The organism is Dermatophilaceae bacterium Sec6.4 (assembly GCA_039636865.1).
Lineage (GTDB): Bacteria > Actinomycetota > Actinomycetes > Actinomycetales > Dermatophilaceae > Allobranchiibius.
Window position 1 is genome coordinate 177,218 of the sequence record CP144172.1, and the last position, 25,640, is coordinate 202,857.

At 66.5% G+C, this 25,640-nt stretch carries 21 protein-coding genes; 7 read left to right on the forward strand and 14 right to left on the reverse strand.

The features are described 5' to 3' along the window. Nucleotides 1-141: 141 nt before the first annotated feature. Entirely contained in the window at nucleotides 142-1,107 is a 966-nt protein-coding gene (locus tag V3G39_00915) for a type IV toxin-antitoxin system AbiEi family antitoxin domain-containing protein (protein XAS76622.1), read from the forward strand. A 99-nt stretch (nucleotides 1,108-1,206) separates the two neighbouring features. Here V3G39_00915 and V3G39_00920 read toward each other — a convergent pair whose 3' ends face one another. After that, a complete protein-coding gene (locus V3G39_00920; protein ID XAS76623.1) occupies nucleotides 1,207-2,046 on the reverse strand; it encodes a carbon-nitrogen family hydrolase in 840 nt (279 codons plus the stop codon). Beyond that, entirely contained in the window at nucleotides 2,043-4,052 is a 2,010-nt protein-coding gene (locus V3G39_00925) for a cytochrome c oxidase assembly protein (GenBank protein XAS76624.1), read from the reverse strand. The genes V3G39_00920 and V3G39_00925 overlap by 4 nt, the downstream gene beginning before the upstream one ends. A gap of 69 nt (nucleotides 4,053-4,121) precedes the next feature. On the opposite strand from V3G39_00925, the gene V3G39_00930 reads away from it, so the two are divergent. The 4 genes from V3G39_00930 to V3G39_00945 all read left to right on the forward strand — a co-directional run bounded on the left by V3G39_00930 (nucleotide 4,122) and on the right by V3G39_00945 (nucleotide 10,462). Then, nucleotides 4,122-5,009 (forward strand): maleylpyruvate isomerase family mycothiol-dependent enzyme, encoded by an 888-nt coding sequence (locus V3G39_00930; GenBank protein XAS76625.1) that lies wholly within the window; start codon nucleotides 4,122-4,124, stop codon nucleotides 5,007-5,009. A gap of 100 nt (nucleotides 5,010-5,109) precedes the next feature. Then, a complete protein-coding gene (locus V3G39_00935; protein XAS76626.1) occupies nucleotides 5,110-5,637 on the forward strand; it encodes a MarR family transcriptional regulator in 528 nt (175 codons plus the stop codon). Continuing rightward, a complete protein-coding gene (locus V3G39_00940) occupies nucleotides 5,634-7,502 on the forward strand; it encodes an MDR family MFS transporter (GenBank protein ID XAS76627.1) in 1,869 nt (622 codons plus the stop codon). Before V3G39_00935 ends, V3G39_00940 begins: the two co-directional genes overlap by 4 nt. 116 nt (nucleotides 7,503-7,618) lie before the next feature. Beyond that, on the forward strand, nucleotides 7,619-10,462 hold the full coding sequence (locus V3G39_00945; protein ID XAS76628.1) for an FAD-binding and (Fe-S)-binding domain-containing protein: 2,844 nt from the start codon (nucleotides 7,619-7,621) through the stop codon (nucleotides 10,460-10,462). A 64-nt stretch (nucleotides 10,463-10,526) separates the two neighbouring features. On the opposite strand, the gene V3G39_00950 is transcribed toward V3G39_00945, so the two are convergent. From V3G39_00950 to V3G39_01000, 11 genes are all read right to left on the reverse strand, one after another. Beyond that, a complete protein-coding gene (locus V3G39_00950; GenBank protein ID XAS76629.1) occupies nucleotides 10,527-11,969 on the reverse strand; it encodes a dihydrolipoamide acetyltransferase family protein in 1,443 nt (480 codons plus the stop codon). Nucleotides 11,970-11,996: 27 nt separating this feature from the next. Next, nucleotides 11,997-12,980 (reverse strand): alpha-ketoacid dehydrogenase subunit beta, encoded by a 984-nt coding sequence (locus V3G39_00955; GenBank protein ID XAS76630.1) that lies wholly within the window; start codon nucleotides 12,978-12,980, stop codon nucleotides 11,997-11,999. After that, the gene (gene pdhA / locus V3G39_00960) at nucleotides 12,980-14,170 is read right to left on the reverse strand and encodes a pyruvate dehydrogenase (acetyl-transferring) E1 component subunit alpha (GenBank protein XAS76631.1); all 1,191 of its coding nucleotides are present in this window, start codon (nucleotides 14,168-14,170) and stop codon (nucleotides 12,980-12,982) included. Before pdhA ends, V3G39_00955 begins: the two co-directional genes overlap by 1 nt. Before the next feature lie 209 nt (nucleotides 14,171-14,379). Further along, a complete protein-coding gene (locus V3G39_00965) occupies nucleotides 14,380-15,582 on the reverse strand; it encodes an MFS transporter (protein XAS76632.1) in 1,203 nt (400 codons plus the stop codon). Between the two features lie 12 nt (nucleotides 15,583-15,594). Further along, on the reverse strand, nucleotides 15,595-16,644 hold the full coding sequence (gene hisC, locus V3G39_00970) for a histidinol-phosphate transaminase (protein XAS76633.1): 1,050 nt from the start codon (nucleotides 16,642-16,644) through the stop codon (nucleotides 15,595-15,597). A gap of 44 nt (nucleotides 16,645-16,688) precedes the next feature. Beyond that, nucleotides 16,689-17,201, reverse strand: coding sequence for a general stress protein (locus tag V3G39_00975; protein ID XAS76634.1), 513 nt, complete (start codon nucleotides 17,199-17,201; stop codon nucleotides 16,689-16,691). A 54-nt stretch (nucleotides 17,202-17,255) separates the two neighbouring features. Beyond that, on the reverse strand, nucleotides 17,256-18,275 hold the full coding sequence (locus tag V3G39_00980) for an NUDIX hydrolase (GenBank protein XAS76635.1): 1,020 nt from the start codon (nucleotides 18,273-18,275) through the stop codon (nucleotides 17,256-17,258). A 143-nt stretch (nucleotides 18,276-18,418) separates the two neighbouring features. Beyond that, the gene (locus tag V3G39_00985; protein XAS76636.1) at nucleotides 18,419-19,186 is read right to left on the reverse strand and encodes a hypothetical protein; all 768 of its coding nucleotides are present in this window, start codon (nucleotides 19,184-19,186) and stop codon (nucleotides 18,419-18,421) included. 39 nt (nucleotides 19,187-19,225) lie between these two features. After that, nucleotides 19,226-20,131 carry a L,D-transpeptidase gene (locus V3G39_00990; GenBank protein XAS76637.1) on the reverse strand — a complete coding sequence of 302 codons (906 nt, stop codon included), beginning with the start codon at nucleotides 20,129-20,131 and terminating at the stop codon, nucleotides 19,226-19,228. Nucleotides 20,132-20,215: 84 nt separating this feature from the next. Further along, the gene (locus V3G39_00995; GenBank protein XAS76638.1) at nucleotides 20,216-20,695 is read right to left on the reverse strand and encodes a hypothetical protein; all 480 of its coding nucleotides are present in this window, start codon (nucleotides 20,693-20,695) and stop codon (nucleotides 20,216-20,218) included. A 199-nt stretch (nucleotides 20,696-20,894) separates the two neighbouring features. Then, complete coding sequence (locus V3G39_01000; GenBank protein ID XAS76639.1) at nucleotides 20,895-22,862, reverse strand: S53 family serine peptidase; 1,968 nt, start codon at nucleotides 22,860-22,862, stop codon at nucleotides 20,895-20,897. Nucleotides 22,863-23,225: 363 nt separating this feature from the next. On the opposite strand from V3G39_01000, the gene V3G39_01005 reads away from it, so the two are divergent. Then, nucleotides 23,226-23,885: a TetR/AcrR family transcriptional regulator gene (locus V3G39_01005; protein ID XAS76640.1), complete on the forward strand. Its 660-nt coding sequence runs from the start codon at nucleotides 23,226-23,228 to the stop codon at nucleotides 23,883-23,885. Between the two features lie 25 nt (nucleotides 23,886-23,910). On the opposite strand, the gene V3G39_01010 is transcribed toward V3G39_01005, so the two are convergent. Beyond that, the gene (locus tag V3G39_01010; GenBank protein ID XAS76641.1) at nucleotides 23,911-24,516 is read right to left on the reverse strand and encodes a DivIVA domain-containing protein; all 606 of its coding nucleotides are present in this window, start codon (nucleotides 24,514-24,516) and stop codon (nucleotides 23,911-23,913) included. 91 nt (nucleotides 24,517-24,607) lie between these two features. Here V3G39_01010 and galE point away from each other — a divergent pair, with 91 nt between their 5' ends. After that, a complete protein-coding gene (gene galE / locus V3G39_01015) occupies nucleotides 24,608-25,630 on the forward strand; it encodes a UDP-glucose 4-epimerase GalE (GenBank protein XAS76642.1) in 1,023 nt (340 codons plus the stop codon). Nucleotides 25,631-25,640: the final 10 nt, after the last annotated feature.

The window sequence follows — 25,640 nt, forward strand, 5'->3', positions numbered from 1 at the left end:
ATTGCAACGGCCACCGACGTAAACCGGCCACCTCGCCCGGAATCGTGCACCTCGTCCACACCCCGTTTCCGCGACCGCAACCATCCACACCCCGGGTGCATCGGCGCCGCGCCTTCGCCGGCGGCAGTGCAGGGTCCTGCAATGAGCACCGAAATGCGCGAGCAGCAGTCACACCTTCCGATGACGATGAGTTATCCACTGCGCCTTCGGGTGCGCCATCAGGGCTACGTCTTCTCGCGTCGCGACGCACGTGAGTTCGGGGTTGCCGATGAACAGCTTCGCGCCTGGACCGCGAGTGGCGAGGCAGTCCGAGCAACACAGGGCGTCTATTACATCCCGTGCGAATCACTGACCGATGCCGCCTTCGACACCGAAACCGGCCGCCGGAAGGTTCGCGCCACCCTGCTCGCTATCGGTAAAAGCCATTTTGCCACCCATCAATCGGCACTGCTGGCCTGGGGACTACCGTTCGACGCTTCTCGCGACGCGCATGATGTGCACGTCGGGCGCCAGGCTGATCGCCATTGGTCGCGGCGGCGCGGCGTTCGACTGCATCGCGTGCCACCGGGCGCGACCATCGCCGAATGCTATGGGATCAGCGCAATCTGCCCTGCCTTCGCCATCGTTCAGGTGGGCGCAACCATCGGCATCGAGGCGGCTGTGATCGCTGCGGACTCTGCCCTCCACAACCGCCTGATATCGCTCTGCGATCTGAAGGAGGCAGTGCGATGGCTGAGTGGCACACCCGGTTGCGCTGCTGTCGCGCCGTTGTCGGACCTCGTCGACGCCCGGTCTGAATCTCCTGGCGAAAGTCGGCTACGGCTGATTCTCCGGGCGGCCGGGGTGCAGGTGACTCCCCAGGCCGTCATCCGCAACGAAGCAGGCACGTTCATCGCACGCGTTGACCTACTGGTGGACGACAGCTTGGTGATCGTGCAATTCGACGGGTTGCTGAAGTACCGCGGCGAAGCCAACCGGGAGGCACTCGTCCACGAGAAGCGCCGCGAGGTGGCCCTGCAGCGGCTCGGGTACCGCGTACTGCGCTTCGTCTGGGCTGATCTGTCCGACCCGCAGCAGATGTTGAGCTTGCTGCGCGATCTGACCTGACGTAGCCGGATTACGGTCGCGTGGTCATTTTGCGTCGTTGCCCTTCGCTGTTGCGAGGGATAACGACGCAAACCGCCCACCTCGTAGGGAAAGGGAAGGTCAGAGGCGGCGGTCGGTGAGGACGGGGAAGGACTCGCGGGTCGCGCGTACGAGATCAGGGTCGACCTGCACGCTCAGCACCTCTTCGTCGATGCCCGCCTCGGCGAGCACCTCTCCCGTCGGTGCTATGACGGCGGAGTGGCCGCCCATCTGCATCTTCGCGTGAGTGCCTGCGGTGTTACAGGCGAACACGAAGCACTGGTTCTCGATCGCCCGGGCCTGCAACAGCAACCGCCACGCTTCGACGCGTGGCATCGGCCAAGCCGCCGGGATGACGAAGGCTGTAGCGCCACGGTCGGTTTGCGCGCGGTACAACTCGGGGAACCGAAGGTCGTAACAAGTGGACAGTCCCGCTGACAGGACCGCCCCAGCACCAGCACCAGCACTGACATCGGTACGTGGTGCGGAAGGTATCTGCACCTGCACGAGTTCGGTGCCTGCGTCCATCAACTTCGGCTCACCGCCGGCGAAACCGAACCGGTGGATCTTGCGGTAGCTGGCAACGAGCCGGCCGGAGGGGTCGTAGACGACGGAGGTGTTCCACAGGTCATGGCCGTCGGCGCCGCGCTCACCGGACGCAGGCCGTTCGACCAGCGAACCGCCGTGCAGCCACACCCCGGCGTCGCGAGCGGCTGCGGCGAGAGCGGACCCGATCGGCCCGCTCACGTCCTGCGCTCGACTCGACCACTCACGGTAGGAGAAGCCGCCCGCGCCCCACAGTTCCGGCAGCACCACGAGGTCGTGCCCGGCAGCGGCGCGCACCAGGCCCGTCACGCGGGAGACCCGGGCCGACACAGACTCTTCGTCGTCGTACCCCAGTTGAATCAACGCAACCTTCACGATGTACTCCCTCCTCGCCCAGATCGGGTGGCCAGATAGTCGTTGTAGGCGCGCAGCTCGGCGTCACCGTCGCGATCGGCCTGTCGGGACTGCCGCTCACCTTCCGCAGTGTCCTTGCGGTACCACTCCCACGCAATCAGCATCGCGAGCATGAAGGTCGGAACCTCACCGGAGCCCCAGGCGATGGTGCCGCCACGTTGCTGGTCATTGATGACGTCGGTGACGTAAGGCAGGTGCAGCAGCGTGAAGAAGTCGCCGCCCAACAGCGCGGTTCCGGTCATCAGGGCGACCCCGAAGAACGCGTGGAAGGTGATCGCGATCAGCAGTACCGCCAGTCGGGCGGGCGGCGGCCAACGCTTCGGACCCGGATCGATCCCGACGAGCGCCCACGCGTACAGGTAGCCGGAAGACATGAAGTGCACGATCATCAGCAGGTGACCGGTATGGGTCGAGAGCGCGAATCGGAAGAGGGGGGAGTAGTAGAAGACGATCAGCGAGATGAAGACGAATGACGCTGCGACAGCTGGATTCGCGAGGATCGCCACCGGGCGCGAGTGCACGAGCAGGAGAATCACCTCACGCGGGCCGAGGGTGAGGTCATGGCGTTTGCGCAATGCCCGCAGCGCGAGCGTCACGACCCCACCACGCACCAGCAGGATGGGCACCAGCATCGATATCGCCATATGCCCGAGCATGTGCACGGAGAACATCACCGGGCCGTAGATCGCGGGGGCGCCGTCGACCATGTAGAGAAAGATCAGCCAGCCCAGGCACCACGAAACCGTCCGGATGACCGGCCAGCGGTCGCCACGCCGCGCAAGTCGCACGACCCATGCCAGGTAGACGGCGATACCGACCACCGCGACGGCGGTGAACAACCATTCCACCCGCCATGCGCCGACCCACGTCGAGATGTGCGGTGCGGGCGGGGTCGCGTACCCCGTCAGGTTGTAGGCGATGTCCGCCTTGCCCAGGTCGACCTGGACGACCGGCGGCGCCGACCGCGACAGCGCAACACCTGCAGCTATCGCCGCTCCCATCACCAGCGACTCGACACCGGCGAGACGCGCAAAGAGCATTCGCCCCGCAGAGGCGCCCCCGTCGTCCAGGCGCGCGATCACCCGGGCGCGGTACACAGCGCCGAACGTGCCGAGTCCGACCAGCAGCACACCCTTGAACAACACGAGCACGCCGTACCGCGACGCCAACCCGGAGAAGCTACCGACCCGTAAGGCGGCGTTCAGCACACCGGACCCGGCGACCGCGACGAAGCACCAGAGCGCGACAGAGGAGTAGCGGCGCACCACAACGGCAGTCCCCTTACCCAGGCGTCCCCACATCAGGAGCAGAGCCAGCAGCCCGCCAACCCAGATCGTGACCGCGAGCAGGTGGACCAGGAGGGAGTCGACGGCCACCTCATGCCCGTCGGAGCCCGCCGCGTGGCCGATGAGCGCGAGGGGGTACAGCGCGACGAGGGAGAGTCCGAACAGCCACGCCATGCCCTTCGCCTCGGGCCCCAGATAGGCCAATACCGCGATGACCGCGGCTATCAACGCCATGATTGCGGGAGCGCGCAGTAGCTCGATCTGCCAGATGGCCGCCCACGCCTGCTGGGTGAACCCCGCCGCGCCGAGCGGCGTGCCGGCCACGTCGGCGAAGGAGAGCACGACGCCTGCTGCGCCGATGAGGGCCCACCCCGTCGCCGCCCAGGCCGCGTAGCGGGCCAGCCGCGCGCGCCGCCTGGACGCGGCACCCTCCGGGACGAGGAAACCGCCCAGCAGCAACGAACCGACCGTCAACGCAGCACACAGATCACGCAGGACATTGGCGACGGGAATACCCCAGCGCACGAACGCGCCGGGGTCGCCGAGCTCGAGCGGTGCGGCTGCGCGGGAGAAGAACAGACACCCCACGACGACCGCGAGAGCTACCGGCGCGACCGCCCGCACCCAGTACGCCCGCACCGGCGCCGCCGGCGCGGGGTTCGCGTGCTGCTCGACAGACATACCCCAAGGGTAGGCAGTGCCGGTGACGGACCCGCTGCCGCAGGCGGGCGCGCCCACTAGATTGGGTGAATGCTGACCCATCCCAGGCCCCCGGTTGAACTGCCCGAGCTGGTCGACGCGTACGCCGAGACCGGTCAGGCGATCCTCGATCTGGGCATGACCTGCCACCCGGACGATTTCGACAAGCCGTCGCCACTGCCCGGCTGGAGCGTCAAGGACGTCCTGTCCCATGTCACCGGCACCGAACACCTGCTGAACGGCGGTCAGGACCGCCAGGTTCAGGTGCCGGACTACGAGTGGCTGCACAGCGATTTCGCCCGGTTCATCGAGCAGGCGGTGGAGGTGCGGCGCTCCCGCTCCGGCGGCGAGGTCGTCGGAGAATGGCGCGACCTGCTCCCCAAGCGCATCGCGGCCTTCGCCGACCCCGCGCTGGCGCCGGACGCAGTCGTCCAGGGACCGTTCGGCCCGACTGAGCTGACCAACCTGCTGCACCTGCGGGTGGTCGACATGTGGTGTCACGAGCAGGACCTACGCGATGCCCTGCACCGGATCGGCAATCTGGACTCGGCCGGGGCGGCCGCGTTCACCAGCGACATCCTGGCCGCGTTCCCCGCGCGGGCGGCTCGACGCGCCGACCTGGCGGCGGGAAGTGTGGTCATCATCGACTGCACCGGGCCGATCATGGCCCGTCAGGGGATCCGGATGGTCGAAGGCAGCGACGGGCGCCCATACGCCGAATCGCTCTTCTCCGGCACCGCGCACGTCGACAAGGTCGATGACGACACCGGTGAGATCATTCCGCTGCCGCTGGGCAAGATCACCACGATCCGCCTCAGCACCGAGGCGCTCACCCGACGGGGTGCGGGCCGGGTTTCGACAGCCGATCTGCGTTACACCGTCGAGGGCGATGAGGCTGCGGCCGTACGGGTGCTGGACTCCCTGGCAATCACCCCCTGACGTCGCCCGAGTGTCTGTGACGGACACCATATAAAACCAATTTGATTGATGGTCAATCTATTCATATAGTTGTGTGCTGCAAGCAACTAAGGAGTAGTCAATGCCCGTCAGTCTCAACGTCGCGTCACAGGTCGGGGAAGACCTGGTGCACGTGGTGAAGACCTTCAGCGCCCTTCGCCATCACCTGAGTCGGCTACACCCAGATGTCGAAACCACCGCGTACCCGTTGATCTTCACGCTCGCAAACGGCCCGATGCGGGTCGGTGCCATTGCCGAACGCATCCATTCCGACATGTCCACGGTCAGTCGCCAGGTCAGTCACCTGGTGCAGGCCGACATCCTGGCGAAGATCCCGGACCCCAACGACGGCCGCGCCCAGATCATCGCGCTCGCCCCGGACGGCGAGCGACTTCTGCAGGACATCCACCGCAACAGGGGTCAGATGTTCGCCTCGGTGATGTCGGACTGGACCGATGACGAGGCGCGTGACTTCGACGGCTACCTGAGCCGCCTGCATTCGGACCTGACCAACGACTTCAGCAACCACTGCGCCGCAGCATCGACCGGATGGGCCGCAGGCGCCGGCTCACCTATCAAGTCCCCACTCATCGGAAAGGAGTCGATGTGACTGCCACCACCAAGGCCGCACCGACTGCCGGCTCGGGAACGAAGTATTCCCACCAGCAGATCTTGCGCATCCTGAGCGGATTGATGCTCGGAATGTTCCTGGCCGCGCTCGACCAGACGATCGTCGCCACGGCGATCCGCACCATCGGGGATGACCTGCACGGACTTTCGGTCCAGGCCTGGGTCACCACTGCCTACCTGATCACCTCCACCATCACCACGCCGATCTACGGCAAGCTCGGTGACATGTACGGCCGTAAGAAGCTGTTCATGTTCGCCATCACGGTGTTCATCACCGGCTCGGCCGCCTGTTCGTTCGCCACCTCGATGTACATGCTTGCGGCGTTCCGGGCGTTCCAGGGCATCGGTGCCGGTGGTCTGTTCACCCTCGTGCTCGCCATCATCGGCGACCTCGTCGCACCCCGGGAGCGCGCGAAGTACACCGGTTACTTCATGGCCGTCTTCGCCACCTCCAGTGTTCTCGGCCCGGTCGTCGGCGGCCTCTTCGCCGAGACTCCGCTGATCCTCGGCATCTCCGGGTGGCGCTGGGTGTTCCTGGTCAACGTGCCGATCGGCATCGTTGCGTTGTTCGTCGTGTGGCGCACGCTGCACCTGGACACCGTGCACCGCAAGGCCCGCATCGACTGGTGGGGCGCTGTGGCTCTGGTGCTCACCCTCGTGCCTACTCTGACGGTCGCCGAACAAGGCCAGTCCTGGGGTTGGGGATCCGGCAAATCAATTGCTGCGTACGCCATCGCCGCGTTCGGTCTGGCAATGTTCATCACCGTTGAAACCCGGATGGGCAACGACGCGTTGATCCCGCTGCGCATCTTCAAATTGCGAGCCGCATCGGTGACCATCGTCGCCAGTGTCATCGTCGGTATGGGCATGTTCGGTGGCATCACGGTGCTCCCGCTCTACATGCAGATCGCGCATGGAGCCTCGCCGATGAAATCCGGCTTCCTGATGCTCCCGCTCGTGCTGGGCCTGATGCTCGCCGGGATCATCTCCGGTCTGATCACCTCCCGCACCGGTCGGATCCGCGGCTTCCCGATCCTCGGCACCGCGCTGGCCACGATCGGCCTGCTGCTGATGTATCTCTTCGTGACGGCAACCAGCAACCTGGTACTGGTGTCGTTCTTCATGTTCATTCTCGGCTACGGCCTCGGTAACTGCATGCAGGCGCTGACACTGATCGTGCAGAACGCGGTCCCGCCCAGGGAAATCGGAGTCGCCACCGCGTCTGCGACGTTCTTCCGCCAGATGGGTGGAACCCTCGGTGTCGCGGTCTTCCTGTCGATCCTCTACAGCACTCTGGGCAACAACGTCCGGAACGCCATCGAGGCGGCACCACAGGCCGTTCAAGGTCAGATCATCGCCAACAAGGGCGCCGTTTCTCAGTTCGCGAACGATTCGACGGTCATCAGCAAGCTTCCGAAGGAGGCGCAGCTGCCCTTCAAGGTCGGCTTCACCGACTCCATCCACCTGATCTTCATCGTGGCTGCCGCCGTCATGGCAGTCGGATTCCTGGTGCTGCTGCTGATGCCGAAGGTCGAGTTGCGTAACGAATCCGCAGCCGACGCGGTCAAGTCCGATGCTGCGCGGGCTCAGGCCGCCGCAGATGCCAAGAGCGGGAAGGACACATCGGGCGAGCCGGCCGAAGGCGACCGGTTCAGCGATTACGACAACGAACCGTCTGCGAGTGACCTGGTATCGACACCGGCACACGGCGCACGGCAGGACGAACCGGCGCGCCACCACGGCTCCGATGAAGCCCTGCTGAACGTCACCGGTGAAACCAGCCACGACGGTGCCCGGCACGCTGCAGCGGGCGGGGACTACCACCCGAGGCACGTCTCGGACTGACCGGCACCCGCCGCAACTTCGAGCCTCCAGTGCGCGCTCCGCGACCTTCACGGGTCCGCGGGGCGCGCACTTCGTTGTTCACACCGAAGTGCGCCGCCGAATACTCGTGCGGGATCATGGGATACGTGGACGAACTCGTGAGGCGCCTCAGCGCAGCCGGCCTGCACGCTCGCAGTGATTCCCTCACTCGGTCGCTCTACACCTCTGACGCCTCGCTCTACCGCGTCGCTCCGCTGGCAGTGGCCTTCCCCCGTGACGCCGAGCAGGTGCGGGCAGCGTACGGCGTCGCACGCGACCTCGGCGTGCCGCTCACCACTCGCGGCGCGGGCACCTCGATCGCCGGCAACTCCATCGGCGCCGGCCTGGTGCTCGACTTCTCCCGTCACCTGAACAAGATCATCTCGATCGACCCGACCGCGCAGACCGCCATCGTGCAGCCGGGCGTCGTACAGAACGACCTGCAGGTCGCGGCTGCAATACACGGGTTGCGTTTCGGACCCGACCCCTCCACCTCAAGCCGCTGCACGATCGGCGGGATGCTCGGCAACAACGCCTGCGGCTCACGGACCCTCAGCTACGGCCGCACGGTCGACAACGTGACGGGCCTGCGCGGCTTCTGGGGCACCGGCGAGCCGTTCGACCTGGTCAGCAACGGGGCACGGGCCACCGGACCTGCACCCGAGGCGCTGACCGCTCTCGGCGCGGATCACCTGGAGCTGATACGTACCTCGTTCGCGCGCTTCGGCCGCCAGGTCTCCGGGTACGCGATGGAGCACCTGCTGCCCGAGCGCGGCGTCGATCTGGCCCGATTCCTGGTCGGCTCCGAAGGCACGCTCGCGGTGATCACCGAGGCCACCGTCCGCCTTGTCCGCGACCCTGCGGTACGGGTGATGGTCGTCCTTGGGTACCCCGATATCGCCGCCGCCGGAGACGCATCGCCGGCTGTCCTCACGCATCACCCGACCGCATGCGAAGGGTTCGACCAGCGGTTGCTGGATGTGTTGCACAGCCGCGGCGGCAGTTCGCCGCCGCTGCCCGACGGCCCCGCATGGCTCTTCACCGAGGTGTCCGGCGAGGACGCCGATGAGGTTCTCGCCCGCGCGCAGGCGCTCGCCGGTGATGCCGCGCTCGGTGCTCATTCATCCCTGGTGGTGACCGATATCGCCCAGGCCGCTGCGCTGTGGCGAATTCGGGCCGACGGAGCCGGCCTGGCGGGTCGCTCCCCCGCTGGCAAACCCGCGTGGCCCGGCTGGGAGGACGCCGCCGTACCGCCGGCCCGCCTCGGTGACTATCTGCGCGATTTCGAAAAGCTGGTGCAGTCCCACGGGCTGTCCAGCGCTCCGTACGGCCACTTCGGCGACGGTTGTATGCACGTACGGCTCGACATTCCGATCGATGCACCTGGTGGACCCGGCTACCTGCGGTCCTTCATGGTGGATGCCGCGAAACTCGTTGCCACCTATGGCGGCTCACTCTCCGGTGAGCACGGCGACGGTCGCGCGCGCAGCGAGCTACTACCGCTGATGTACTCGCCCGAGGTCATTGACCTCTTCGGCGCCGCCAAGGCGATCTGCGACCCGGACAACCTGCTGAACCCGGGAGTGCTCGTCGACCCGGCGCCGCTGACCGCCGACCTGCGCTTCCCCGCTCGTAAGACCCCTACGCCGCTCGCCTTCGCCTGGACCGCTGACGGGGGCGATTTCAGTCAGGCCGTGCACCGCTGCACCGGCGTCGGTAAATGCCGCGCTGACAACACCGCCAGCGGTGGCGTGATGTGCCCGTCGTACCTGGCAACACGCGAGGAGAAGGATTCCACTCGCGGGCGCGCACGGGTGCTGCAGGAGATGCTCAACGGCTCGGTCGTGCAGGGCGGCTGGCGCTCACCGGAGGTGCACGACGCACTCGACCTGTGCCTCTCGTGCAAGGGCTGCGCGTCGGACTGCCCGACCGGGATCGACATGGCGTCCTACAAGGCCGAGGTCCTGCACCAGTCGTACAAGGGCCGACTGCGACCGGTATCGCACTACGTGCTCGGCCAACTGCCACGCTGGGTGCGTGCCGGCGCGCGGGTACCGCGAATCGCGAACATCGCACTGCGACTGGGTGACCGGGTCCCGCTCGCGAAGTCCGCAGTCGGCGTCGATTCCCGGCGCAGCATCCCCGCCATCGCCGCCGACCCGTTCCGCAGCTGGGCCCGCACGCACGACCTGGCGCCGTTCGATCCCGCGAGCAGCACCGGAAACGAGGTCGTGCTGCTGGTCGACACCTTCACGGACAACTTCTCCCCCGCCGTCGGTGCAGCCATGGTCGCGGTGCTCCGCGACGCGGGATACACGCCCAGGCTTCCCACGGCCTCAGGATGCTGCGGGTTGACCTGGATCTCCACCGGTCAGCTCGACGGCGCACGCAAGCAACTCGAGCGCACGATCGCGGGGCTCCTGCCGGCCGCGAGCGCCGGCGTGCCGATCGTCGGGATCGAGCCGTCGTGCACCGCGGTGTTGCGGCATGACGCAGCCGAACTGGTGCCGACCGCCGATGCGCGAGCTGTGCGTGATGCGACCGTCACTCTGGCCGAACTGCTCGCTCGCACGCCGGGCTGGACACCGCCGTCACTGGCCGGGGTGCGGGTGATCGCCCAGCCGCACTGCCACCACCACGCGGTGATGAGCTGGGCTGCCGACGCCGCGCTGCTCGCAGACGCCGGCGCCGACGTTCAGCGCCTCGGCGGATGCTGCGGACTAGCAGGAAACTTCGGTGTCGAGAAGGGCCACTACGAGGTCTCTGTAGCGATCGCGGAGCAACAGCTCCTGCCCGCCGTACGCGCAGCACGGCCGGGCGATGTGGTGCTCGCGGACGGCTTCTCCTGCCGCACGCAACTGGATGACCTGCTGGGCGCAATGCCGGACGGTACGTCTCGTGGGACACATCTGGCGGAACTACTGGCCGCCCACCTGCACTGATCGACCTCGCGACGTTGGTAGCAGCCGCGCGCCCTCTCGAGCGCGTAGCTGCTACCAACTCGCCTCAGCCCCAGATAAGCGCGCGCGCCGGATCCTCCAACAGCGCGGCGATATCGGCCAGAAAGCGTGATCCCAGGTCGCCGTCGATCAACCGGTGGTCGAACGAGAGTGCCAACTGGGTGACCTGACGAGGCACGATCGTGTCGGTACCGTCGGCGGCGGTGACCACCCACGGCATCTTGCGAATCGCACCGAAGCACAGGATCGCGGCCTCACCGGGATTGATGATCGGAGTGCCCGTATCGACACCGAAGACCCCGACATTGGTGATGGTGATGGTGCCGCCGGACATGTCGGCGGGCGGGGTACGGCCCTCACGCGCCGTCGCGGTCAGTCCGCCGATCGCTTCGGCGAGCTCACGCATCGACATGGTGTCCGCGCCCTTGACGTTGGGCACCACCAGTCCGCGCGGAGTTGCTGCGGCGATACCGAGATTGACGTAGTGCTTCGTGACGATCTCAGCAGATCCGTCATCGACGTCCTGCCAGGTCGCGTTGACGCCGGGATGACGACGGATAGCGAGGCACATCGCCTTGGCCAGCACCGTCAGAGGCGTCACCTTCAGTCCGGTGAACTCCCGATCGGTCCGCAGCCGGGCAACCAGATCCATTGTCGCGGTGACATCCACCGTCACGAATTCCGTGACATGCGGAGCGGTGAAGGCCGATGAACGCATCGCGTCGGCGGTGAGCTTGCGGACACCCTTGACCGGCGTCCGAGTCTCCCGCGAGCCGGCATCAGCCGGCGCCGGCTGCACCGAATCATCGGGACCAGCAGCGTCATTCGCCAGGTACCGCTGCACGTCTGCGCGCGAGACAATGCCTGATTCTGCACTCGGCGTGACCTGCGAGAGATCGACCCCGTGGTCTTTGGCGAACTTTCGCACCGGTGGCTTGGCCAGCGCCTTGCCGCCGGAGACCGGTGCAGCTGCGGCCGGTGTTTCAGCCACGGGCACGGGGGTCACAGGTACGGAGGCAACAGGGGCCGGCGGCTGCGGGGACGAGGACGGCGCAACAGGTGCCGGGGCGGCAGGCACAACGACTGCTGATCGACGCGCCCGACGGGCGGTCGGTGCGGGCGCAGAGCCGTACCCGACCAGATGCGGAACGCGTTCCTCGGGCTCGTCAGCCTTCTGCGTGTCGGCCTTCTCCTCCGGAGCCAGCGCCGTGGGCGTAGTCACCTCGTCCGGGTCGGTGGTGGCGGCGCCGGCTACCTCCACCGACACGATCGGGGTGCCGACCTCGACGGTGTCGCCCTCCTGCACAAAAAATTCTTTGATGGTGCCCGCCCAGGGGATGGGTAGCTCCACCAACGATTTCGCCGTCTCGATTTCAACAACGATGTCGTTGGTGGCGACCTCGTCGCCGACCTTCACCTTCCAGGTGACGATGTCGGCTTCGACCAGTCCCTCACCCGGGTCGGGGAGTTTGAACATTTGCAGAGTCATGCGGAAAGCCCCTCGGTGCTATCAGTGTCAGTAGGCCAGCGAGCGGTCGACGGCATCCAGGATGCGGTCGAGCCCGGGTAGGAACTCTTCCTCGAAGCGGCTCGGCGGGTAGGGGATGTTGTAGCCACCGACCCGCAGCACCGGTGCCTCCAGGTGGTGGAAGCACTCCTGCTGGATCTCGGCGGCGAGCTCGGCGCCCATCCCGAGGAAGGTGCTGGCCTCGTGGACGACGATCGCCCGGCCGGTGTCCTTCACGACACGGGTGATCGTGTCGACATCCAGCGGCGAGAGTGAGCGCAGGTCGACGACTTGCAGCGAGATCCCGTCCTGCTCGGCAGCCGCGGCGGCCTGCAGGCACGTCTTGACCATCGGGCCGTACGTCAGCAACGTCACCTGGGTGCCCTCTCGGACCACCCGCGCATCGTGCAGACCGAGGCGTACGCCCGCGTCGAGATCGACCTCTGCGCGCTCGTGGTAACGACGTTTCGGCTCGTAGAACATGACCGGATCATCGCTCTCGATGGCCTGCTGGATCATCCAGTAGGCATCGGCCGGGTCGGAGCAGGCCACGACCCGCAGCCCCGCGGTGTGCGCGAAGTAGGCCTCGTTGGACTCGCTGTGGTGCTCAACAGCGCCGATACCGCCGCCGAACGGCACCCGGATCACAATCGGCAGTCGCAGCGACCCCCGCGAACGGGCATGCATCTTGGCCAACTGGGCCACGATCTGGTCGAACGCCGGGTAGATGAACCCGTCGAACTGAATCTCGACCACCGGGCGGTACCCACGCAGCGCGAGCCCGATCGCAGTACCGACGATGCCGGACTCGGCCAGCGGGGTGTCGACGACGCGGTCCTCGCCGAAGTCCTTCTGCAGGCCCTCGGTGATCCGGAAGACACCGCCGAGCTTGCCGACGTCCTCCCCCATCAGCAGCACCTTCGGGTCGTGCTCCATGGCTGCGCGCAGCCCGGAGTTCAGGCCTTTCGCGAGGCTCATCTTCTGCATCGCCATCAGTGCCCACCCTCCTGATCGAACCCGGCCTGGTAGGCGAGGAACGTCGCTTTCTCGCCATCGACCAACGGGTGTGGATCGACGTAGATCTCGTCGAACATCCGCGACTGCTCGGGCTCGGGCATGTTCTGACAGGCACTGCGTACCCGTACGGCGAGCTCGTCGGCTTCCTTGTCGACGCCTGCGAAGAACTCTTCGTCCGCGTACCCCTTCTGGGTGATGAACCCGCGCATCCGCTTGATCGGGTCCTTCTCGCGCCAGATGTCGACTTCGGCCGCAGAGCGGTACTTGGTCGGGTCATCGGAGGTGGTGTGCGCACCGAGACGGTAGGTGAATGCCTCGATCAACGTCGGTCCCAGCCCGTTGCGCGCATTGTCCAGCGCCATCTTCGTCACCGCATAGACCGCGAGGACGTCGTTGCCGTCGACCCGGATGCCGGGGAAGCCGAAACCGAGGGCCCGCTGGTAGGGCGGCACCCGGAACTGCTTGTAGTTGGGCTCGGAGATGGCCCACTGGTTGTTCTGCACGAAGAAGACGACCGGAGCGTTCGCGACGCCCGCGAAGACCATTGCCTCGTTGAAGTCACCCTGGGCGGTGCCGCCATCGCCGGTGAATGCCATTACCGCGGTGTCGCGCTCGGGGTCGCCGGTGCCGACTGCGCCGTCGCGCTGCACACCCATCGCGTATCCGGTCGCGTGCAGCATCTGGTTGCCGATGACAATCGTGTACAGGTGGTAGTTCATCTCCTGCGGCGACCAACCACCGTGGTCGACTCCGCGGAAGAGTGCCAGCAACTGCTCCGGCTGGATCCCACGGCACCAGGCCACACCGTGCTCCCGGTAGCCCGGGAAGGCGTAGTCGTGCGGGGCCATGGCCCGCGCGGAACCCACCTGCGCGGCCTCCTGACCCAGCAGCGAGGGCCACAGGCCCAACTCGCCCTGGCGCTGCAGCGCGTGCCCTTCGGCGTCCAGGCGCCGTACGAGCACCAGGTCGCGGTACATGGAGCGGGCATCGGCCGGCTCCATCGCTTCGACGATCTCGGCATAGGGGGTGTTGGCGGGGGTCCGCTCGAGGCGGGTGCCCTCCCCGTCGACGAACTGGACCATGTCGGGCCCGCCGTCGGTAATGTCCAGTGGCGTCCCGGCCACGACGGTTTCGTGGTGTACGACGACATCGTGAGTGTCGGTCACGTGTGCTCCTGTTCCCTGCGGCATCGGTGGTGCCTGTGGTCGGTCAGCTGGTCACCGCGCGCCAGGGTCGCTGGCAGGCGGTGAACGGTGCCACGTCGTTGTGGCGCCAGTCACAACGACGCACATTACCGCGCTCGCCTGACTGCTCCGCCCACTGGCATACATATCTTGCGAATGCACTACTTATTACTACGCCGCTCGCGGTGTTGCTATGCCACTCGGGGGCCGGGCTTGGGGCGCAGGATGCGGTGGCAGGCCAACCCGAGCAGCGCGCCCAGGCCCGCGGCCACGACCGGCACGGCGTACCCCGCGTGCGGGCTCACGCTCTCGACCACGATCCCGCCGAGCGATGACCCGCCTGCGATACCGATGATCATCGCGGTCGAGACGAGGCTGAGCGACTCGGTCACCTGGTTGGGTGGCACGAGCGCGCTCGCGAGCTTGATGGTGACGATCAATGTGGGGGCGGTGGCGATTCCGGCGAAGGTCAGGGCTACCGCGAGAAACGGCACGCTGCCCACGAACAGCACGGGCGCCTCCAGCAGGCACATGGCCAGTGCGCCGCCCCACAGCGCACGATTCAGCGGGATCGCGTTGTCCCGCAGGCCGTAAACCACGGCCGCGATCGCCGATGCCAATGCATAGAGGGCCAGGATGAACGCGGCCGCCTCCGGGTGGCCGAGCGACGAGGTCGTCGCAATGGTGACAATCTCGTTCGCGCCGAAGATCCCGCCGATCATGAAGGCGACGGCGCACACCACCAGGACCGCGGGGATACGCAGCACGGATTTGGTCTGCTCGTGGGAGAGCCGGTCCACCGGGGGTTCGGTATCGGTGCGGGCCAGGAAGATCAGGCTGCCGATTCCGAAGAAGAATGCCGCGGCGATCAGGCCCGCTTCGGGCAGCACCGTGGTTGCCAATACGACGGCCAACGCCGGACCGCCCACGAAGGTCAACTCGTCGATCACCTGCTCCAGCGACATGGCCGAGTGCAGCAACTTAGGTCGCTCGGACAGCAGATAGGACCACCGGGCGCGACTCAGATTGCCTGTCGTCCCGGTCACGGCCGACATCGAGTAGGCGAGGAACAACGTCCAGATGGGCGCACCGAGCAGGGAGACCAGGACCGTCCCGATCGACCAGAACGTCGACCAGGCCACCAGCGGCAGCGTGACGCGGCGCTGCCCGTAACGATCGACGGCGCGTCCGATCAACGCACCGGAGACCGCCAGGACGACCAGCGCGCCCGCGGACACCGCGCCGGCGAGGGAGTAGGACCCGCGACGGCTCGCGACCATCGCGACGACGCCTACCCCGAACATCGCGCCGCCGAGTCGCTCGACGGCGGACCCGATCAGAAATTGGCGGGCTCCGGTCACCCGGAGTACGTCGCCGTACCCGTGCGTGCTCATCGACGTCGTCGGTCAGCCGGCGCGAAACGCTGCAGCGACCTGGATCAGTCGGTCGTTGGCTGCGGTCTCGGCGATCGTCGCGCGCACGCCGTCGCCGGGGAAGGGCCGCACCGTCAGACCCGCGGCCTCGGCTGCGGTTGCGAAGGACAGGGCATCGTCGCCGAGCGGGAACCAGATGAAGTTCGCCTGGGTCACCGGCAGCTCCCAGCCCTGCGCGATCAGTGCTGCGACCACGCGGTCGCGTTCGGCGACCAGAGCGTTGACCCGCTCCAGCAGCTCGGCCTCGGCATCAAGGCTCGCCACGGCAGCCCGCTGGGCGATCTCGCTGACCCCGAAGGGTGTCGCGGCCTTGCGTAGGGCTTCGGCGATCCGGGGCGCCGCGACCGCGTATCCCACGCGTAGCCCGGCCAGCCCGTACGCCTTGGAGAAGGTCCGCAACACGGCGACGTTGGGGTGGGCTGCGACGACTTCCATACCGCGCACGGCGTCCTGGTCGCGGACGAACTCCAGGTAGGCCTCATCCACCACGACCAGCACCGAGGACGGCACCCGGGCGAGGAAGTCCTCCAGCTCCGCCGCGCCGACGGCAGGCCCGGTGGGGTTGTTGGGGGTGCAGACCAGCACGAGTCGGGTGCGGTCGGTGATCGCATCAGCCATCGCCGACAGGTCGTGCCGAGCCTCGGCGTCCAGCGGCACCTGCACCGAAGTAGCGCCCGCGAGCGCGATCACGATGGGGTAGGCCTCGAAGCTGCGCCACGCGTAGACGACCTCGTCGCCCGGGTCGCAGGTGATCTGCAGCAGTTGGGCGAGCACGCCCACACTGCCGGTTCCCGTGGCGATCCGGTCGGGGCTGACACCGAGCGCGCGACCGATCCGCTCGGTCATCGCTGTAACGGCCATATCAGGGTAGCGGTTCAGATTGGCAGCGGCATCTGCGACTTCGGCGAGCACCGACGGCAGCGGCGGGTACGGGTTCTCGTTGGAGCTGATCTTGTACGCCGTGACGTCGGTGCGCGTAGTCGCCGGTTTCCCCGGACGGTAGGCGGGTACGGAATCCAGCACGCGCCGTAGCGCTACCTCAGGTGGATCGTTCTCGGACGGGTGCGTCACAGCCGTGGGCCCTGCAGACCGGAGTCCAACTTCTCCAGCATTTCCCGACCCTGCTGGGCGAACTTGTGCTCGACGAGTACTTCGTAGCGGGTGGCGACGATGGTGCTGACGGAGGTGAAGTCGCGGCGTCCCTGCGACATCGAGTAGCCGATCGCGGCGTAGACCACACCGAAGACCGCACCGAAGACGATGCCACCGAAGATCACCGCAGCCTTGTTGCTGTTGGCGTCGAAGACCGACAGCAGCAACCCGATGAGCAACCCGATCCACGCGCCGGAGGCGACGCCACTACCGATGACCCGACCCCAGGTGAGGCGGGCGGTGACGCGCTCAACCTGTTTGAGGTCGGTGCCGACGATCATGCAGTTCTGTACGGGGAACTCGTTGTCGGAAAGATAGTCGACCGCGCGCTGCGCGCCGAGGTAATCGTCGTAGACCCCGAGGGATTGGGGGTAGTCCAAGGCCAGCAGGGATGCGCGGGCAGCCTGCATCGGGTTCTGATTGCTCATGACCCCAGTCTCTCATCGAGCGGTGGACGTCGCCGCTCGATGAGAGGGCACCGATCACCAGGCGGGGTCTTGACCGTTTTCCAGGTAGACGGTGCCGGTGCCCTCGTCGATCGCCTGCACGGAACGCTCGATGATCCGTGCCGTGTACTCGGCGGTGTGTGCACCGACGTCCTGCACCGCACGCCAGTGCGTGGCCGCGATCTCACGCGGCTGCAAGGCCCCCGGCTCCGACGTCACCCGCACGTCGAAAACGAAGAGCGTGGCGTCGTCCCAGCCGCGCCACGGTGGCAGCCAACTGACAGCGGCCAGCGAATGCACCGTGCCGTGCAGTGACAACTCCTCGGCTACCTCGCGCAGAACGGCGGTCGCCGGGGATTCGGCCGGGTCGACCACTCCCCCGGGTAGATCCCAGAACCGTTTGTACGTCGGCTGGCACAACAGCACCTCACCAGCTTCGTTACGGATGAGCGCCTGGGCAATGGCGCGCTTGGTCGGCAAGGTGGAGTTGAGCACCCGCGCGAACGAACCCCGGTCAGTCACGCTCGGGTCGTCGGCCAGCCGCGCGAAGATCGCCTGGTCGATGCGCGCACCGTCTATGGAGCCCGAGGGCAACGCGCCGCGGGCCGTGCCCTCCTTCAACATCCCTGCCCGCGCCGCGACACGACCGGACGCAGTGTCGCTGTCGGCAAGCCGGGTCTCGACCCGGGCAATCCCGAGGTTCTCGAAAGCATGCCGCAGGAGCAGCTGCAGGGCCCCCGCCGCGACCAGCTGGGTATCGGCCTTGAACAACTGCCACGAGACGACGGCGGTGTCACCCAACGCTTCAGCAGTGGCGCCGGCTAGCAGCAGCCCACCGATCACGACGTCGCTGTGCTCAATCGCCAGGCTGACCTTCGACCCGTCCTCCTCCTGGTCGGCCAGCCAGCGTTCCAGGCCTTCATCCAGGCCCGCATCGGTTTCGAACCAGCCGGAGGCCACAGCGCTCTTCTTCAGTCCGTGCAGGTCATCGGAGGTCCACGGGCGCAGCACCAGAGGTCCGTCGCGCAGGGTCGGCGTCGAGGCAGCAATCGGCATATACCGACTCTACGACGGCCGGCTCGAGGGCCGTCCACCTGCGCACGGACCACGCCTTCCTGGTACGGGCACAACGGCCCATCACGACAAAGCGGCGCATCCCCTGTCGGGGATGCGCCGCTACGCGACTGCAGAAGCAGACGTCAGCCGGTGACGGGCAACGTCGTGGTGGTGGCCGTCGGGGTCGGCGGCTGGGTGGCGGTGCTGGTCGGGCTCGACGTCGGGCTCACCGGACCGGTGGGGGTCGTGGTGTTCGTCGGCCCGGTGGTCGGGCTCGTCGTGCTGCTGGAGGAGCTCGAGGGAGGCGTGGTCGGGCTCGTCGTGCTGCTGGAGGAGCTCGAGGGAGGCGTGGTCGGGCTCGTCGTGCTACTGGAGGAGGAGCTCGAGGGAGGCGTGGTCGCAGTCGCGCAGCCGGACACCCCGCCGATCTCGACGTACTTACCCGTACCCGAAGCGGTCAGGTCGTAGTACGCACCAACAGTGATATCTCCTGCCGAGGCCAGGAAGGTGACTGAACCTGCCGCGTACTTGTTGCCGGTGAACTTGGCCGCCGAGACGGTCGTCTTGGTGGTGTAGGTGCCCGAGGCACCACCACCCTTGACGGCAACGACCGGCTTGCCGTTCTCGCAACCGGTGGCCACACCGATGGGGCCGGTCTTGAGTAGCGGCATCTCATAACCCACCACCGAAATGCCCTTGACGACCTCTGCCTTGGCAACGAATACGCCGTCCGGGTCGACGATGTTGCCGAACGCGAAGCCCGCCGATCCAGTAGTCGTGCTGTAGGCGACGCCATACAACGTGGGTTTGGCGGCTGCGGCAGAGCTGGTGGCACTGGTCATGATGAGGCCTGCTGCTGCGGTGAGTCCTACGGCGGCTGACGCGCCGAAGAGCGCTGTATTGCGCTTCATCGAAGGTTCCCTTCTAGCTGTGAATGGGTTGTAAATAAGTTATGAGGCAGTGATGTCGACTGGAGTCCCCGTAGGCAACTTAGCGAACATTGCCAGTGCCGCGCTCGGTACCCGCACACATCCATGTGAAACCTGCCCGCGACGGCCGTCCGCAGTGGGCCATCCGTGCACGGCAACCGTCCCCGGTCCGCCCCCGAACGAGTCCAAAGTCTCCGAATGCGCGCCCAGAGCGTAGATGACCGGGGAGAACTTCTGGGTCGGATCCACAAAACCCGCGAGCAGGAATGTCTGCCCGGTCGGAGTCGGGTCGGCGGACTTCCCGTGGCCGACCGTCCAGGTGCCCTTGCGCACCACTCCCTGCATGATGCTCATCGTGCCGCGTGCCAGCGAGATCTGTACCCGCCAGTTGGTCTGTGCGGTGCGCGCTCCGGAGGCCGGGATCCAGGCGAGCGAGCCGTTGGGCCTGGAGGGAAGTCTCACCTGTATCCATCCCGAACGGCGATCCACGATCGGCAGCCAGGTGTCCAGGCCGAGCTGGGTGGACGGGATCAAGGTCTTCGCCTGACCGCCGGGGGTCGCGAAACCCGGCTGATCCCGAGCTACCCGCACGACGTTGCCGTCGCTGTTGGCAGTCGCGGAGACCGGCAGTCCCGCTATTTTGCCGAATGTCGTGGCCTTCGGCAGCGCCGCGAGCTGCGCAGCGCTCAGCTTCGGGACTGGGATCGTGGGGGACACACTCGGCCCAGCCTTTGACGACGAAGGCGACGAGGTGGAACCGGATGAGGCTTTCGATGTAGGCGGTCCATCGGCAGTGGAGCCCGATCCACCCAGCACCTTCACCCCGACGACGATGAGGGCGAGGATGACGAATCCCGCTACGACCCCGGCGACGCGCAGACCCATCCGCTGCGCCATGCCGCTCCCGCGGCCGAACTTGCCTGCCATGAACCCCTCGAACTACCCATGCCGCGCGTATCGCTGGCGCGGCTGATCGTATCCGCCCTGGTTGCGGGCGGCGGCATTCCAGCGTTACTGGGGGCCGATGGACGCCACCTTCGCAGACGTCACCAGGAAGGTCGACAGGTTGCAGGTGCTCTTCACGCCGGCGACGACATGTCCGATGATCGTGAGAGTCGCGATCTGGGGCGGGCTGGGCTGGTCGCTCAAGGAGGTACGACGCCCGAGGGAACCGGCCACATCGCGCACCTTGCTCGGCAGGCCGGGGCCGGCGAGCGCGTACCGGGACCCGTCTGTGGCCACGAAAGCGACGCAGGTCAGGCCGTCGCCGCGCACGGTCCCCCGCAGGGTGACGTCGCCCGATGAGCTCGTCGACGGGGATTCTCCGGGCGCACTGGGCGGGCTCGGTGTGCTGCTGGGTGTGTTCGACGTGCTGGTGCTGATGCTGGCGGGCGCGCTGCTGCTGGGTCCGGTCGCATTGTTGCCGCACCCCGCGATGAGTACGAGACCCATCACGCTCCCACCGATCCAACGGCTGTTGATTCGTGTCATGGCTGTTCCTCCCGGCGTTCTGCTGTGTGCCTTCTCCCCTTCAGACGTCCGACCGGGCGCCTCGGTTGGGCTCGGCCGGATATGAAGAGACGCGGAAGGGCCCCGCAGTCTCCTGCGGGGCCCTTCTGCGATCGAGTCATCGACCAGTACTACGTCACGTCACCACAGGCAAGGGAAACGGGACGCTACTGAACGGGTTCTACTTGAACGCCTTGATGAAATTCATTCCGTTCGGCTCGCCGACACCGGTGACATTGTCCCAGCCCTTGGTGGTGACCAGGTTCTGCGGCTTGCTGTCGACTCCGATAACGATCCCACCGTTGGGGCCGCCGTACTGAGGCTTGCTGCTTGCCGCGAACACGCCCATCGTGCCTGCCCCGTTGATGTCGGTGATCGCCGAACTGTTGCGCAGCGCGTAGAGCTTCGGCGCAGCATTACCGACCTGCACGTTGTTGTACGCCTTCGCAAGCGCGACGATCGCGGCCACGATCGGCGACGCGAGGCTGGTGCCACCGTATGCGGCGTAGTCGACCTGGGTCGACACGAGCTTCCCGTTCTTGTCAACCGTGTTATCGGTCTGACGGATCAGGAACGGCGTGTACGGGTTGGCCAAACCGGCAACGTCGGGCACAGCGCGCATCGTCGAGGACGTGGTGACAACACCCTTCTGCCAGGTCGGGATCTTCGAGACTTCGCTCACGCCGCCGCCCGCACCGTCAGTGCCGAAGCCGGTGTAGAGGGAGTACTGCGCCTTGGCCGGGTCCTTCTGCACGAAGTACAGGTTTTCCCAGCCGGCTGCTGCAACAACACTGCCGGTCTTGGTCAGACCGATCGAGGTACCACCGACAGCCGTGATGTAGGCGCTGGAGGCGGGGTAACCGATGTGCGGCTTGCCGTCGGGCTTGCAGACGGTCTTGTCAGCATTGCAACCACCGAGGTCGTTACCGGCCGCGTATGCGTTGTTGCCGGAGTCGCCACTGGAGCCGAAGGTGCTGATACCGGTCAGTGCAGCCTGCTGCAGCGGACGATCCCAGGCAGCCTGGTCGGCCTTGCTCATGCCCTTGTCGTAGGCCTCACCGAAGGACATCGAGATGGTGGAGACCTTGTGCTGGTCAACCATCAACTGCAACTGACTGGTCAGTGCTGCGTCGGTGCAACTCGCCGCGCCGTAGTAACGGATCGGGGAGTTCGGGGAGATCGAGTGCGAGGACTGCACGTCGATGGACTGCTCGGACACGACACCGTAGGGGTCGCAGGCCGGCAGGTCCTTGTCCGGGGCAGCCACGGTGGCGGTGTAGTCCTTCAGCGTCGGGTAACCCGCCGCCGTCATGTACTCGTTGGTGATCTTCAGCATGTTCGGGTCGTTGCCCCAGAGCAGTACACCGATGGTCGGCGCCTTCGTCTGCGCTGCCTTGACGCCGTACATCTGAGTCAGATCCTGCGGGAAGTAACCGCAGATGTAGTTGGACTCCTTGCCGTAGCGGGAGACCGTGGGGTAGAGGTGATCGCCCCAGTAGTTGGCGCACTCCTTGTTGCCGTCGGAGCCGTTCGCGGCGCGCTTGACATTGCCGGCCGGGGCGCTGCGCTTCAACGTGGAGCGAGTCGACCCGGCCTGCTTGGCATTGTCGACGCGCGCCTTGCGCACGGTGTTCAGACCTGAAATGCCGGACAGGCCGAGGTTGCTGGGCACCACGGGGGTGCCGACAGCAGCGAGGCCACGACTGCCGTTGGCCGTTGCGGACCGCACGCTCACTCCGAGCGCACGGTTGATCCGCGAGACGGGCGCACTGACCCGGATCTGACCGGAGGAGGTGCTGACCTGGGTCACCTTCATACCCTGGGACGCGGCCCAGGCCTTGACCCGGGAGACCTGCGCCTTCGAGGGGGCAAAGAACGCCGCGTACTGCGCGGGCGTCAGGACGGTCCCCTTGGCCAGCAACCGGTCGGCAAGGGCCTGGTTACGCAGCGGCAGCTGCAGGCCCAGCGTCATGCTGGTCGATGCCGGTGCCGAAGCGCCGAAATTCAGTCCCCCTGCGCTCGTTACCGCTGAACTTGTGAGTGCGGTCTTGCCGCTGGCACTGGACGGACTCGCCAGTGCGGCAGCAGCCGGCACCACCGCAACCGTTGTCAAAGCCGCTGTAGCAGCGGCCAGGGTGCGACGCTTCATGCGTTCACTTCTCCTTGGCATTTGTGCGAAACCTGCATGGTGTTCTCCCCTTGGCCGCTCGACCGAGTTGTGGGGCGAGGCTGTGGCAAAAATGTGCCACGACTGGCGCAACCTTAGCGCCCTATCGGCGACTTTGGTTGCGTTCGCCGGACACCCTTTCTGCAGCTCCAGATCACTGCCGAAACAAGGCAACTTCGGCAGTGCCCACCGGACTTTACTGAATCCATATACGAAATTTACTAAGTCGCATATAGTAAAAATATCAACAGGTTGGTACAGCAGTTCAGTTGCTGGTGGCCTCGCGGGGTCGATGATGTTTCCGCGTCTGTTGCACAGTTCATCCTTCAACCAACAAAGGGCGAGATGACGACTCAAACCGCGCAGAATTCCTCCGAAGTCACCGGGCGGCCGTACTCGGGAAAGACTGCGCCACAGCGCGACTTCGAGCGGCGCGAACGCCTTCTGGAAGCCGGCCTGAATCTGTTCGGTTCCAAGAGCTTCGCCAAGACCACGGTCGAAGAGCTGTGCGGTCGCGCCAAGGTCTCGACCCGGCACTTCTACCAGACCTACGACAACAAGGAGGGGCTTTTCGCTGACGTGTACGACGCCGCCACGACCGGCTCTTCCGACCGCACGCAAGCGGCCCTGGCGGCGACCAGGGGCAAACCGATCGTGGAGCGCATCACGCCCGCCTACCTGGCCTATGTCTCACCGATGATCGAGGACCCCCGGATCGCGCGGATCATCTTCGTCTCGATCGTCGGCGTGAGCCCGACGCTGGAGAGCAAGCGACTTGCCTTCCGCGAGCAACTCGTGTCGCTCATCTGCAACGAAGCCACCCAGACAAGTGAACTCAGCGCCGACACCGCGCTCCAGCTGCGCTTCAGGGCACTCGCACTCGCCGGCGCGACCTCCACCATCATCTACGACTGGGTACTGCAGCCCGGAGCACAGACCGTGGCCCAGTTGCGGCAGGCTCTGGCCTCGATCACCACGCTGCTGCTGACCACCTGGCCGCGCTGACCCGAGTGCGGCTGCGGCACAGGTATCAATGCAGGATCGGGCGGATCGTGCCCAACTGGTCCAGAAAGACGTCGACCGCGATCGCGTCGTACCCGCCTCGGGCACGTTTGGGCGGGTAGAACCGCACGCTCTGGATCGGCGGCAGCTCCTCTCCCTTGGCCATCGCGGTGAGCACGCGGTTCAGGAATCCGTCGACGTCGCCTTCGTCGTAGGCGCGCGTGCCGGTGCGGCGGGCGAAGCGCATCTCCCGCACCCAGTCCTGCTGGGTATGGGTCCATTCGCGTTGCGCACCGGCCCGGTCACTCGTTTCTGACGTACCCGCGCGGGCACCTGACCCCGGCTTCGCGGCCGGGGTCAGGTTGGGCGGCGGTGCTGCATGGTCGAAGTCCTGCTGCCAGGAGGCGACATGGGCGAACAGGGCCTCCACGGCCGCCGATGCGTACCCGTCACGCAACCGAGAACGGCGCAGGGACAACACGGAGATCGGCGGTACCGGTCGCTGCTGGCGCATCAGGACGGCCATCCTGGCGATCTGCCGGTCGACGTCCTCGGTGTTGTAACCACCGCGCTCGTGGGGCAACCGGGCGGCGCTCACCGTCTCGACGTGCGTCGCAGTCCACGGGGTACTCATGCGCCCTATCCCATCAGTAGTGGTCAGCGACGGACGAGTCGACCGCATCGCCGAACCGCCGGCTCAGATGCCCACCATAGGATCGGCTCCCATGCGCGTTCTCGTCTCCGGGGGTGCGGGCTATATCGGCTCGCACACCGCCGTCCAGTTGCTCGACCACGGTCATGATGTCGTGCTGGTCGACGACTTCGTCAACAGCAAACGCACGGCCGTTGCGGCGATCGGGCAACTCAGTGGTCGCGAAGTGCCATTGCACGAGGTCGACCTGTGTGACGCGGCGCGGACAGATCAGGTGTTTGCCGAGCAGAACATCGACGCGGTCATTCATTTCGCCGGGCTCAAAGCCGTCGGCGAAAGCGTCGCCAAGCCGCTGGAGTACTACCGCAACAACCTCGACGCGACGTTCTCCCTCCTCGCGGCGATGCGTCGCCACGGCGTGCACCGGTTCGTGTTCTCATCTTCAGCGACGGTCTACGGCGACACCGCACCCAACCCGTATCACGAGGACTACCAGCCACTTTCGGCTGCGTCGCCGTACGGGCGAACAAAGGTGATCATCGAGGCGATCCTGAGCGACGTGGCCGCCGTCGACCCCGGCCTGAAGGTCGCGCTGCTGCGTTACTTCAACCCGGTCGGCGCGCACCCGTCGGGGCGGATGGGCGAGGACCCGTCCGGCATACCGAACAACCTGATGCCCTTCATCGCCCAGGTCGCTGTGGGACGCCGGGAGAAACTGAGCATCTTCGGCGGGGACTACCCCACCGACGACGGCACGTGCGAGCGCGACTACATCCACGTGCAGGATCTCGCCGCCGGCCACATCGCAGCGCTGGAGCACCTGGACTCGATGGCAACGCCGGTGCGCGCCTTCAACCTCGGCACCGGCACCGGCACGTCGGTACTGGCACTGCTGCATGCCTTCGAGCGCGCCGTGGGTCACGAGTTGCCGCACGAGATCGTCGGGCGGCGGGCAGGTGACCTGCCGGCGTACTGGGCGGACTCGACCCGCGCCGGTACCGAACTGGGCTGGCGGGCGAAGAACACGATCGATGACATGTGCGCCGATACGTGGCGCTGGCAGTCGCAGAACCCGCAGGGCTACCCCGGGTCCTGAGGCCGCAGAC